Source organism: Achromobacter sp. EG18, assembly GCF_059759395.1.
The window spans coordinates 1,223,279-1,235,450 of record NZ_CM186213.1; the positions used below are offsets into that span (position 1 = coordinate 1,223,279).

Consider the following 12,172-nt stretch of genomic DNA (forward strand, 5'->3'; position numbering starts at 1 on the left):
CGGTACCGCCCTTACAGCATGTGCGCCAGGAACTCGCGGCTGCGCGGATGCTGCGGGGCGCGGAAGAAGTCGGCCGACGGCGCCTCTTCGACGATGCGGCCCTCGTCCATGAAGATGACGCGGTGCGCCACTTCGCGGGCGAAGCCCATTTCGTGGGTCACCACCAGCATGGTCATGTGCTCGTCGGCCAACTGGCGCATGGTGCGCAGCACTTCGCCGGTCAGCTCGGGGTCGAGCGCCGAGGTCGGCTCGTCGAACAGCATGATGTCCGGCTCCATCGCCAGCGCGCGGGCGATGGCCACGCGCTGCTTCTGGCCGCCGGACAGGCGTGTGGGATAGTTGTCGCGCTTGTTCAGCAGGCCGACCTTGCGCAGCAGTTCCTCGGCCTTGGGCACGATGGCGGCGCGCGGCATGCCCTTGACGATCATGGGCGCTTCGATGATGTTCTGCAGCACGGTCATGTGCGGGAACAGGTTGAACGACTGGAACACCATGCCCATCTTGCGGCAGATGCGGCGCACGTCCCCGTCGCTGGCGTAGCGGCTGTGGCCGCCCGGCACCGCCGTGGCCAGGGCTTCGCCCTCGATCTCGATGGTGCCGTCGTCGATGGTCTCCAGGTGGTTCAGGCAGCGCAGGAAGGTGCTCTTGCCCGAGCCCGACGGGCCGATCACCGCCACCACCTCGCCCTTGCCCAGTTCCAGCGAAACCTGGTCCAGCACGCGGTTGGCGCCGAACGACTTGACGATGCCGCGCGCCGAGATCATGGCGCCGCGACCGCCGGCGGACGGATTACTGGTCGTATTTGGCATAGCGCTTTTCCATACGCTGGAAGAACCACGTCAACACCAGCGTCATGATGAGATAGAAGGCGGCCGCGACCAGGAACGGCGTGGTCGTGAAGTCGCGCTGCACGATGCCGCGCGCGGTGCGCAGGATGTCGTTGAGCGCCAGCACGTAGATCAGGGAGGTGTCCTTGACCAGCGTGATGGTCTCGTTGCTCATGGGCGGCAGCACCCGCTGCACCATCTGCGGCAGCACGATGCGGCGCAGCGTCTGCAGGTAGGTCATGCCCAGCACCTTGCTGCCTTCGTACTGGCCGCGATCGACCGACTGAATGCCGGCGCGGAAGATCTCGGCGAAATAGGCCGCGTAATTCAGCGCGAACGCCACCACCGCCGCCGGGAAGTCGGGCAGGCGCACCCCCACCACCGGCACGAACGGCAGCGCGAAGTAGATGAACAGCATCTGCAGCATCAGCGGCGTGCCGCGCATCAGCCAGATGTAGCCGTTGACCAGCTGGCTGACGAAGCCCCACTTGGAGATCCGCAGCAGCGCCAGCACCAGGCCCAGCGGCACGGCCAGCGCCAGCGTGATGAAGAACAGCGTCAAGGTCACTTTCGCGCCTTGCGCCAGGGGTCCCAGGAGGGAGAGTACGTAGTCCATGCGGATGGGTGGGCGCCTTGCCGGCGGGAGGAGTCAGGAGCGCGAGAGGCGGCGCGGGGAAACGCCGGACTGAAAAACGCCCGGACCGCGGCGCGGTCCGGGCGTTTCCCGGGAGATTACTTGACGATGTTGGCGCCGAACCATTGGGTCGCGATGCGGCCGGCGGTGCCGTCCTGCTTCATCGAATCCAGCGTCTTGTCGAGCTTGCCCAGCAGTTCGGTGTCGTCCTTGCGCACGCCGACGCCGTAGTCTTCGGTGCCGAAGTTGTCGTCCAGCACGCGGTATTCGCCGGCGCGCTTGCTGATCAGGTAGCGGCCCACGACTTCGTCGACCACGATGGCGTCGAGGCGGCCGGCGGCCAGGTCCATCAGCGCGGTGACGTTGTCGCCGAACTTCTTGACTTCCTTGATGCTGCCGGCGACCGGGTCCTTGGCGATGGCGTCGGTGGCGCTGCTGCCGTCCTGGGCGCCGACCACCTTGCCGGCCAGATCGGCCTTGGCCTTCACCGGCGAGGCGTTGCCGACGATGATGATCTGGTGGTTGGCCATGTAGGGCGCGGTGAAGCTGATGTTCTTCTTGCGCTCTTCGGTGATGGTCAGGCCGTTCCAGAGCACGTCGACGCGCTTGCCGTTCAGTTCGGCTTCCTTGGCGCTCCAGTCGATCGGCTTGAATTCGACTTCCAGGCCCAGGCGCTTGCTGGCTTCCTTGGCCATGTCCACGTCAAAGCCGACGATCTGGTTGTTGGCGTCGCGGAAACCCATGGGCGGGAAGTTGTCGTCCAGGCCGACGACGACCTTGCGGGCGGCGGCCGGGGCCTGCGCGCTGGCGGCCGGGGCGTTGTCGGATGGGCCGCAAGCGGTCAGCATCGTGGTGGCGGACACGAGAAGAACAGCAGTCAGTTTTTTCATGTTTATCGAGGGCGCGAGGCGCAGGAATGAAGAAGGCCGGGGGGCTCGACGAAAGCCGCGAGCCGGTTATTTTAGCGTTCCTGGAAATATGTGTTTCATCTCGGCCATATATAGGGCCAAGCGCCAGGGTCGAAGAGCCGGGCGAAAGGCGGCGCGACCGGCCCGCCGACGCCGGCGCGGCCCCCGCCCGGGGCCGGCGTCCGGGCTACGCCTTGACGACCCGGTGTGCCCGCGCCGCCATGCCCGCGCGCAGGCCGGCGGCGCAGTCGAGCGCGTCGTCCCACAACTGGCGGGTCAGGGCCTCGGCGTCGGTCTCGCGCGCCAGCGCGGCGGCTTCGCCCGACCAGAGCAGCGAAAAATCGCCGCTGCCGCGCTTTTCCACCGCCGCCCGCAGCGGATCGACCGCCCCGGTCGCCAGTGGAAACGCGGGCGCCACCGCGCTCATCGGCCCCTGTTCGCGCATGAAGCGCGTCAACAGCCCGCGCGCCGGGCGGCCGGTATACAGATTGGTCAGGCGCGTGGCGTCGTCGCGCGCCGCGCGCACCGCCTGGCGGTGGATGGCCGAGCGGCCCGCCTGCGGCGTCAGCAGATAGGCGGTGCCCAGCTGTGCCGCCGCCGCGCCGAGCGCGAAGGCCGCGGCGATCCCGCGCCCATCGGCGATGCCGCCGGCCGCGATCACCGGCACGCCCACCGCGTCCACCACCTGCGGCAGCAAGGCGTACAGGCCGGGTTGCGCGCCGATGTCATCGGTCAGGAACATGCCGCGATGGCCGCCGGCCTCCACGCCCTGGGCGATGATGGCATCCACGCCACGGGCGTCGAGCCAGCGCGCCTCTTCGACCGTGGTGGCGGACGACAGCACCATGGCCCCGGCGCGCCGCACCCGCTCGAGCAGCGCCTCGTCCGGCAAGCCGAAATGGAAGCTGACCACCGCCGGCCGCAGTTCCTCGACCACCTGGCACATGGCCTCGTCGAACGGCGCGCGGCCCGGGCCGCTGCCGGCGGCCGACAGGTCCAGCCCGGCCTCGCGGTAGTACGGCGCCAGCATCTCGCGCCAGCGGGCCTGGGCCGCCTCGTCGGTGGCCGGCGGGGTGTGGCTGAAGAAATTCAGGTTGAACGGCGCGTCGGTCTCGGCGCGGATGGCGGCGATCTGCTCGCGCAGCGCGTCCGGACCGAGCGCGGCACAGGCCAGCGACCCGAGCGCGCCGGCGCGGCAGGCGGCAATCGCCAGCGGGCTGAAGGAGCCGACCATCGGCGCTTGGATCAGGGGCAACAGCGAAGGCAGCGGTTTCATCTGGGGCACACGACGGCAATGGAGGACGTCAGAGCATATCGCAACGACATGCTAGGCTTGGGCCTTCCCCCTACTCACATCACGCCATGGAATTTCGCAGCAACGGCCGCTCCGCCCTGGCCGCGCGCCGGGAGCGCGCCACATGAGCCCCGCCCTCCGTCTTGGCCCCCTGGTATTTCCCATCGAACTGGCGCTGCTGGCGGCCACCGTCGTCGTCGGCCTGGTCACCGGCCGCCTGCTGGCCGGCGCGCGCGCCGAGGACGCCGGCCGCGCATTGTGGCGCTGCCTGCTGCTGGGCCTGCTGGTGGCCCGGCTGGCCTTCGTCTGGCAATACCGCGATCACTTCCTGCAGGATCCAATCAAGATCCTGGACCTGCGCGACGGCGGCTGGACCGGCCCGGCCGGCCTGGCCGCGGCGCTGCTCTATGGCGCCTACGCCGTGCTGCGCGACCGCGCCCCGCGCCGCGCCGTGCTGGCCGCGATGGCGCTGGGCGCGGCCGTCTGGCTGGGCGGCGGCCGCCTGCTGGCGCCATCGGCGCAGCCGCAGCCCCAACTGGCGGCCCTGTCGCTGCAACAGCTCGACGGCAAGCCCGCTACGCTGGCCGCCTTCCAGGGCAAGCCCACGGTCGTGAACCTGTGGGCCAGCTGGTGCCCGCCATGCCGCCGCGAGATGCCGGCCTTCGAGCAGGCCCAGGCGGCCAACCCCGACATCCATTTCGTCTTTCTGAATCAGGGCGAAGCGGCAAGCACCGTGCGCCAGTACCTGGACGAACACGCGCCGTCCCTGGCCAACGCCCTGCTCGATCCGGCCGGCGACGCCTCGCGCCAGATGAGCAACCGCGGCTTGCCCGCGACGCTGTTCCTCGACGCCCAGGGCCGGCTGATGGACCTGCGCGTCGGCGAACTGTCGAGCGCCACGCTGGCGCAACGGTTGGAAGCGATCCGGACGGCCGACCCCGGCCAGTGAGCCGCGGGGCCGGCAGGTTCCAGCCGGCCCCGCCAGCAGCATCCCGGGACGTCAGTCCTTGCCCGGGGCGGCTTCGATCCCGGGCAACGCCTGCGCCCAGGGCAGCGCCACTCCCTGCTCGGTTCGCCCAAAGAGGCGCAGGCGTTGGCCCGCGCCGTGCCGCGGCGCCTGCGGCAGGCGCACCACCAGCAGCGGCCCGCGCGGCAGCGCATTGACGGTGGCGAAGACGCTGCCGCCCTCGCCCGCCTTGCCGGACACGCGCGTCCACGCCAGCAGCTCGGCTTGCTCCACCGCCACCTCGCGGGCCCGGTCGTGCCCGCAGGCCGGGCACCACAGCCGCGCCGGGTAGACCCGGTGCCCGCATTGCCCGCATTCCATCACGCTGAAACTCATGCGTCCTCCCTGGCCAGCACCGCCGCGTTGGCGCACATGCCGTAGCGCAACTGCACCATGCCGTAGCCGGTCGCCACGCCATGGCGCGCGCCCGCCACCTGGCGCGCGCCGGCCCGGCCCAGCAGCTGGCGCGCCACTTCCGCCAACCCATGCATGCCCCCGGCCGTGCCCGCCTGCCCCGCCGACAGCTGCCCGCCCGCGGTGTTCACGGGCAGGTCCCGCGTGGCGATGCGGCGCGCGATGAAGCCCGGCAGGTCATCCGCCGGCGCCAGGCCCAGGTCGCACAGCTGGGCCACGGCCATCGCCGGATAATCGTCGTACACGCCGATCACGTCCATCTCGTCCGGCCCCAGGCCGGCCTCGGCCCACAGCGCGGGCGCGAACCCGGCAATGCCGGTCACCAGGCCGTCGCCCTCCTGCTGGTCGGCGTTGTAGCGCGCGCCGCTGGCCCGTAGCGTGACGCGCACGCCCTGCGGCCGCGCTTGCAGCACCAGCGCGCAGGCGCCGCTGACCACCGGCACGCAATCGAGCCGGCCCAGCGGCTCGGCCACCATCGGCGCCTCCAGGTACTGCGCCAGCGTCAGCGGCTGGCGATAGGCGGCGTTGGGATTGCCCGCCGCCCAGGCGCGCTGCGCCACGCACAGCGCGCCATAGTCCTCGCGCCGCAGGCCGGTTTGCGCCATCTGCCGCTGCGTCAGCATGGCGAACAAGGGATTCGGCCCGGCGCAGCCCAGCGGGCTCAGGTAATCCTGCGCGCTGCGGTTGTAGCGCCCCACCAGTTCGGCGAAATCCGCGCCGCTGAAATGGTCGCCAGCCACCAGCACGATGGTGCGCGCCTGCCCGGCCCGCAGCGCCAGCCAGGCATGCCGCAGCATGTTGATGGCGCTGGCGCCGCCCATCTCGTCCTGCATGCACCAGTTCAGCGTCAGGCCCAGCCGCCACGCCATGTCGATGGCGCGATCGGGGCGCAGCGTGAACGAGGCCAGCCCCAGGCCGTCGACGTCGGCCGGGCGCAGCCCGGCATCGTCCAGCGCCAGGCGCAGCGCCTGCGCGATCAGCGTGGCCGTGTCGCAGCCGGGCTCGGGATGGCGCAGCGCGGGCGTCTCGCCCACGCCGACGATGCCGGGGCCGGCGTTCATGCCGATTCCTGTCGCGCGGGCTCGCGCGTCAGCAACAGCGTGATGACCGTGATTGCCGCCATGCCCACCAGGAACCACGCCACCGGCGTGGCCGATTCATACTTGCGCAGCAGCGCCATGGCGATCAGCGGCGACAGGCCGCCGGCGAACACCGAGGCCAGTTCGTGGCCCAGCGCCAGGCCGGTGTAGCGCACCTCGGGCGGGAACAGCTCGGCGAAATAGGCCGGCTGGGTGCCGATCATGGCGGCGTGGCAAACCGTGTTGCCCAGGAAGAACGCCAGGAAGATCCACACCGGCTCCCTGGTCTGCACCAGCCAGAAGAACGGAAACGCCGCCAGCATCAGCCCGGCCGAGCCGATCAGGTAGACGGTGCGCCGGCCGATCCGGTCCGACAGGTGGCCGAACCACACCAGCGTGCCCAATTCGATGAACATGGACGCCAGCACCCCGCCCAGCATCACGTCGTTGGGAATCCCCAGGAACTTGCCGTAGGCCAGCGCGAACGCCAGGAAGATGTATGAGCCGCCGTTCTCCGCCACCCGCAGCCCCATGGCGGTGAACACCTGGCGCGGATAGCGGCGGAACACCTCCACCGCCGGCATGCCGCGCTTGGCGGTCTTCTTGGCCTGCACGAATTCGTCGCTTTCCGGGATGTGCTTGCGGATGTAGAGGCCGATGCCGAAGATCAGCACGCTCAACAGGAACGGCAGGCGCCAGCCCCAGCTCATGAAGGCGTCCTGCGGCAGCTGCTGCGCCAGCATGAAGACGCCCGATGACAGCACGAAGCCGCCAGCCACGCCCAATTGGCTGAACGACGAGAAATAGCCGCGGCGCCTGCCGCCCACCGCCTCGCTGATGAGCAGCACGCCGCCGCCCCATTCGCCGCCGGCCGCCGCGCCCTGCAACACGCGCAGCACCACCATCGCCACCGGCGCCCAGATGCCGACCTGCTCGTAGGTGGGCAACAGCCCGATCAGGAAAGTGGCCGCGCCCATGATGCCCAGCGTCCATTCCAGCGCCAGCTTGCGGCCGTAGCGGTCGCCGATGTGGCCGAACACCACGCCGCCCAGCGGCCGCGCCAGGAAGCCCACCGCAAAGCCGGCGAAGGCGCCCATGGTGCCCAGCAGCGGATCGGTGCCCTTGGGAAAGAACAGCTCGCCGAACACCAGCGCCGCCGCCGTGCCGTAGATGAAAAAGTCGTACCACTCCATCGCGTTGCCGGCGACGGACGCCATCACCACCCGCCGCGTGCGCTTCCTGCGGGCCTGCTCGTCGGCGCTCTGCGCCGCGCCCTGGTATGCCAACGTCATGGTCTTACCCCTTGTTTTATATATATGGACGGGATTCAGCGCGCCACGCGGTAGCCGGCGGCGTCGCGATCCCAGGTGTCGCCCGTCACGCCCTCATCGCGCAACCGGAACTTGCGAACCTTGCCGTTCTCGGTGCGCGGCAGGTCGTCCAGCACGCGCAGATAGCGCGGCACGGCGAAATAAGGCATGCGCGGCTGGCAGAAGTCCAGCAATGCTTCGGGCGTGAGCGCGCAGCCCGGCTTGCACACCAGCGCCGCCATGACCTCGTCCTCGGCCAGTTCCGAGCGCACCGCGTAGACCGCCGCCACCGCCACCGACGGATGCGCCAGCAGCACCTGCTCGACCTCGTACGACGAGATGTTCTCGCCGCGCCGGCGGATCGCGTCCTTCATGCGGTCCAGGAAACGGAAATAACCGTCGGCGTCGCGCACCACGCGGTCGCCGGTGTGGAACCACAGGTTGCGCCAGGCCTCGACCGTCTTGTCGGCCATGCCGAAATAGCCGGTGGCGATGGCGAACGGCGGCCGCGCGCGCAGCAGCAGTTCGCCGGCCTGGCCATCGGGCAGCGGCGCGTCGTGCTCATCGGCCACGATGGCCTCGAACTCGGGCGCCACGCGCCCCATGGTGCCGGGACGCTGCTCGGCCAGCGTGCCGCCCAGCGCGAAATTGGTCTCGGTGGAGCCATAGCCTTCCAGCAGCGCGATGCCGGTGCGGCCCGTGAAGGTGGCATGGAAGCGTTCCGGCACGCCCGGCGCCAGCGCGATGCGGGCGCGGTGGCCGCTTTCGGCGGCGGACGGTTCGCGTGCCAGCAGCATCGGCACCATGGCGCCCAGCAGATAGGTCACGGTCGCGCCGGTGGCCGCCAGCCGCTCGAAATAACGGCTGACCGAGAAGCGCTCGTCGCAGACGATGGCGGCGCCCGTCGCCAGCGCCTGGAAGCAGGCGTTGAGCGCGTTGGTGTGGAACAGCGGCAGGCTGGTGTAGAGGACGTCGTCTGCGCCGATCCCGAGGTTGCGGGCGGCGATGACGCCCCACCAATGGAACTGGGCATGCGGGCAGCACACGCCTTTGGACAGGCCCGACGTGCCGGACGTGTAGAGGATCGCCAGCGTGTCGCCTGGCCCCAGTTCGGCCGCCGGGATGGGCGCGCCGGGCAACGGCGGCACGGGGGTGGCGGACGCCGGCAGGCCGGCGTCGGCGCCGGCTTCTCTGGGCGGGACGTCGTCCAGCAGCCAGATGCGCCGCAACGCCAGGCCCGCCGCGTCCAGCCCGGCGAGCGCCGGACAGGAGGCCGTGTCCGCCACCAGCAGCACACAGCCGCTGTTGGCCAGGATGTGCTGCAACTGCATGCCGCGCGACGCGGTGTTGATGGGCACGACCACCGCGCCCAGCCAGCCGCAGCCCAGCACCACCGACAGGAACTCGATGCGGTTGCCCGCCATCAGCCCGACGCGGTCGCCGCGCGCCACTCCGGCCGCGGCCAGCAGCGCTGCCCAGCGCGCCGCGTGCTGCGGCGCCTCGGCATAGCTCAACGCCCCACCCGGCGCCTGGACCCATGGACGCCGGCCCTGGCGGGCGGCCTGGTCGCGCAACAGCGACGGCAATGTCAACGCTTGCATGGCGTGCTTTTCCCCTTGTTGTCGGCGGCCGGCGGTCGGTGCCGCGGCTCGTGAAAATTAGTCTAGGAATCAACTATTTATGTGTCAAATTTATGGGTATTATTCATTGCATAAGACTGACTGATAACAAGGGCGGGCATGGACTTCGACTTGAATCTCATGCGGGTTTTCCTGACCGTGATGCACGAACGCAGCGTCACGCGCGCGGCCCAGCGCCTGCAGCTGACGCAGCCCGCGGTCAGTTATGCCCTGGCGCGGCTGCGCGAGAAATTCGACGATCCGCTGTTCGTGCGCACGCCCGCCGGCATGCGGCCCACGCCGGTGGCCTTCGCCCTGGCCGATCCAATCGAACGCGGCATGCACAGCTTTGCCGAGGCCGTCAGCCTGCGGCAGCATTTCGAGCCTGGCAGCAGCACGCGGCGCTTTCGTCTGTCGATGTCGGACATCGGCGAAATGGTGTTCCTGCCCAGCCTGATGGAGCGCGTGCATGCCCTGGCGCCGCGCCTGCAGGTCGAGGTGGTGGAGGTGCCGCTGGAACAACTGCCGCAGGCGCTCAAGGACGGCGAAATCGACCTGGCCATCGGCAACCTGGCCGGCCTGGGCCGCCACACGCGCCATGCCGACCTGTTCAGCGAGCGCTACGCCTGCATGGGCCGTCGCGGCCATCCCGTGCTGGCGGCCGGCCTGACCCGCGGCCAGTTCAAGCGCCTGGACCACATCCTGGTGGCCTCGCGCGCCAGCGCCCACCGCCTGCTGGACGACGTGCTCGGCGAGGCCGGGCTGCACCGCCAGCCCTACCTGACACTGCCACATTTCTCGGCCGCCGCCGAAATCGTGCGGCGCACCGACCTGACGGTCACGCTGCCGTATCGCGCGGCGGTGTGGTTCAACCGCGACGGCGCCTTCGAGATCCGGCCGCTGCCGCTGGCGCTGCCGCCCCTGAGCGTCACCGTGCACTGGCACGCGCGCTTCGAAAGCGACCCCGGCACGCGCTGGCTGCGCACGCTGGTGGTGCAGACCCTGGCGGATCCGGCCAGCGACGCCCCGCCCGCCACTATTTGACCGATCAACGCAACAGACTCGCGCAGGCATCGCGGTTTATCTGACCGAATGGCGCAACTAGACTGCCGTCATTCCCTCTCTTTCCAGGAAACCGCCATGTCTCCCCTGCCCACCCTGCGCCGCCTGCTGCCCGCCCTGGCGCTGGCCCTGTCCACTCCCGGCCTGGCCGCCGCCACCGAACTGACCCTCACGCCCTACAACCCCGGCAACGACGCCATCTTCCAGGTTTCGTCCGTGCTCGTCAGCGGCCAACGCGAGGCGATCCTGATCGATGCCCAGTTCGGCAAGTCGCAGGCCGAACAGTTGGTGGCGCTGGTGCGCGCCAGCGGCAAGACGCTGACCACCATCTACATCAGCCACGGCGACCCGGACTTCTACTTCGGGCTCGACACCGTCCTGGCGGCGTTTCCGCAGGCCAAGGTCGTGGCCACCGCCCCCACCGTGCGCCATATCCGCGACACCGTGGACGCCAAGCTGGCGTTCTGGGGTCCGAAGCTGGGCGCCGACGCGCCGCGCAAGGCGGTCATTCCGCAAGTGTTGGAAGGCGACACCCTGACGCTGGAAGGCGAAACGCTGCGGATCACCGGGCTGGACGGCCCGCAGCCCGACCGCAGCTTCGTCTGGATCCCGTCGCGCAAGGCGGTGGTCGGCGGCGTCGTGGTGTTCGGCAACCTGCACGTGTGGACCGCCGACACGCAGACGCCGCAATCGCGCGCCGATTGGCTGGCAACGCTGGCCCGCATCGAGGGCCTCAAGCCCACCACCGTGGTGCCGGGCCATTACGCTCCCGGCGCGCCGTTGACGCTGGATTCGGTGCACTACACCCAGGGCTACCTGCGCGCCTTCGAGGCCGAAGCGGCCCAGGCCAAGGACGGCGCCGCGCTGATCCAGGCGATGCGCGCGCGCTACCCGCAAGCCGGCGCCGCCGCTTCGCTGGAGATCAGCGCCAAGGTGGCCAAGGGCGAAATGAAGTGGTGAAGCACTGAAAGGGGAAACGGCGCCGGCCGTGCTGGCCGGCGCCAAGGGGCGCGTCCGATGGCGCGCCCCAATTGCGTTCAGGCCTCGGCCAGCGCCAGCGCCTCCAGCATCAGGTCCAGGTTCTGCACCGCCGCGCCCGACGCGCCCTTGCCCAGGTTGTCGAACACGGCGCTCAGCAGCACCTGGCCCTGCGCTTCATTGCCATGCACCGCCAGCCGCAGGTCGTTGGTGCCATTGAGCGCCTGCGGATCCAGATGGGTCTGCGCGGCGGCCTCCTGCGGCGCCGCCACCTGCACGTGGCGGCTGCCGTCATAGTGCCGGGCCAGGCATTGGTGCAATTGCGCGGCCGTGACGCCGGCCGGCAGCAGGCGCAGTTGCAACGGCACGGTCAGCACGATGCCCTGCCGGAACGCGCCGTACGACGGCACGAACACCGGCCGTTGCGACAGACCGGCGTGGCGCTCGATTTCGGGCGTGTGCTTGTGCGCCAGGCCCAATCCGTAGACCTGGAAGGCCAGCCCGCCCTTGGCGCCCGGCGCCTCGTAGGCGTCGACGCTGGCGCGCCCGCCGCCCGAATAGCCGGACACGGCGTGGATCGCCAGCGGATAGTCGGCCGGCACCAGGCCGGCCCGCACCAGCGGCCGCAGCAAGGCGATGGTGCCGGTGGGATAGCAGCCCGGGTTGCTGACCCGCTTGGCTTCGGCGATGCGCCGCGCCTGCGCCGACTCCATTTCGGGGAAGCCATAGACCCAGCCGGGCGTGGTGCGATGCGCCGAGCTGGCGTCGATCACCCGCACCTCGGGGTTGGCGATGGACGCCACCGCCTGGCGCGCCGGTTCGTCGGGCAGGCACAGGATGGCGATGTCGGCGGCATTGATGGCCTCGGCGCGGCGCCGCGCATCCTTGCGGTCGGCCTCGGGCAAGGTCAGCAGGCGCAGGTCGGCGCGGCCGCGCAGCCGTTCGTGGATCTGCAGGCCGGTGGTGCCCTGGTCGCCATCGATGAATACAAGAGGATGCGTCATGTGCGTGCCTTTGCGGAAGAACCGGCGCGCTGCCGGA

General features: G+C 70.2%; 11 protein-coding genes and 1 pseudogene. 3 read left to right on the top strand and 9 right to left on the bottom strand.

All coding sequences use genetic code 11. From position 1 onward, the window contains the following. Positions 1-11 precede the first annotated feature (11 nt). From AC6CR5_RS05815 to AC6CR5_RS05830, 4 genes are all read right to left on the bottom strand, one after another. Positions 12-764 carry an amino acid ABC transporter ATP-binding protein gene (locus tag AC6CR5_RS05815; RefSeq protein WP_457956817.1) on the bottom strand — a complete coding sequence of 251 codons (753 nt, stop codon included), beginning with the start codon at positions 762-764 and terminating at the stop codon, positions 12-14. Positions 765-789: 25 nt separating this feature from the next. After that, positions 790-1,443 carry an amino acid ABC transporter permease gene (locus tag AC6CR5_RS05820; protein WP_006384524.1) on the bottom strand — a complete coding sequence of 218 codons (654 nt, stop codon included), beginning with the start codon at positions 1,441-1,443 and terminating at the stop codon, positions 790-792. 116 nt (positions 1,444-1,559) lie between these two features. After that, complete coding sequence (locus AC6CR5_RS05825; RefSeq protein WP_006384525.1) at positions 1,560-2,351, bottom strand: amino acid ABC transporter substrate-binding protein; 792 nt, start codon at positions 2,349-2,351, stop codon at positions 1,560-1,562. 205 nt (positions 2,352-2,556) lie between these two features. Next, positions 2,557-3,645, bottom strand: coding sequence for an NAD(P)H-dependent flavin oxidoreductase (locus AC6CR5_RS05830; protein WP_047990829.1), 1,089 nt, complete (start codon positions 3,643-3,645; stop codon positions 2,557-2,559). Positions 3,646-3,787: 142 nt separating this feature from the next. On the opposite strand from AC6CR5_RS05830, the gene AC6CR5_RS05835 reads away from it, so the two are divergent. Next, a complete protein-coding gene (locus AC6CR5_RS05835; RefSeq protein WP_047990830.1) occupies positions 3,788-4,612 on the top strand; it encodes a TlpA family protein disulfide reductase in 825 nt (274 codons plus the stop codon). A gap of 51 nt (positions 4,613-4,663) precedes the next feature. On the opposite strand, the gene AC6CR5_RS05840 is transcribed toward AC6CR5_RS05835, so the two are convergent. The 4 genes and pseudogenes from AC6CR5_RS05840 to AC6CR5_RS05855 form a co-directional block, all read right to left on the bottom strand. Further along, positions 4,664-5,005, bottom strand: a complete 342-nt coding sequence (locus tag AC6CR5_RS05840; RefSeq protein ID WP_047990831.1) for a PhlB family protein — start codon at positions 5,003-5,005, stop codon at positions 4,664-4,666. Beyond that, positions 5,002-6,144 carry a thiolase family protein gene (locus tag AC6CR5_RS05845; protein ID WP_038503588.1) on the bottom strand — a complete coding sequence of 381 codons (1,143 nt, stop codon included), beginning with the start codon at positions 6,142-6,144 and terminating at the stop codon, positions 5,002-5,004. Before AC6CR5_RS05845 ends, AC6CR5_RS05840 begins: the two co-directional genes overlap by 4 nt. After that, entirely contained in the window at positions 6,141-7,454 is a 1,314-nt protein-coding gene (locus AC6CR5_RS05850) for an MFS transporter (protein WP_020927781.1), read from the bottom strand. Before AC6CR5_RS05850 ends, AC6CR5_RS05845 begins: the two co-directional genes overlap by 4 nt. A 35-nt stretch (positions 7,455-7,489) precedes the next feature. Next, positions 7,490-9,085, bottom strand: a pseudogene (locus AC6CR5_RS05855) (ATP-dependent acyl-CoA ligase); the annotation flags it as partial. 126 nt (positions 9,086-9,211) lie between these two features. On the opposite strand from AC6CR5_RS05855, the gene AC6CR5_RS05860 reads away from it, so the two are divergent. Both AC6CR5_RS05860 and AC6CR5_RS05865 read left to right on the top strand, forming a co-directional pair. Continuing rightward, positions 9,212-10,135 carry a LysR family transcriptional regulator gene (locus AC6CR5_RS05860; RefSeq protein ID WP_006384462.1) on the top strand — a complete coding sequence of 308 codons (924 nt, stop codon included), beginning with the start codon at positions 9,212-9,214 and terminating at the stop codon, positions 10,133-10,135. Positions 10,136-10,231: 96 nt separating this feature from the next. After that, a complete protein-coding gene (locus AC6CR5_RS05865) occupies positions 10,232-11,113 on the top strand; it encodes an MBL fold metallo-hydrolase (protein WP_054481432.1) in 882 nt (293 codons plus the stop codon). Positions 11,114-11,190: 77 nt separating this feature from the next. Here AC6CR5_RS05865 and argC read toward each other — a convergent pair whose 3' ends face one another. Next, the gene (gene argC, locus AC6CR5_RS05870; RefSeq protein ID WP_498085332.1) at positions 11,191-12,135 is read right to left on the bottom strand and encodes an N-acetyl-gamma-glutamyl-phosphate reductase; all 945 of its coding nucleotides are present in this window, start codon (positions 12,133-12,135) and stop codon (positions 11,191-11,193) included. Positions 12,136-12,172 lie beyond the last annotated feature (37 nt).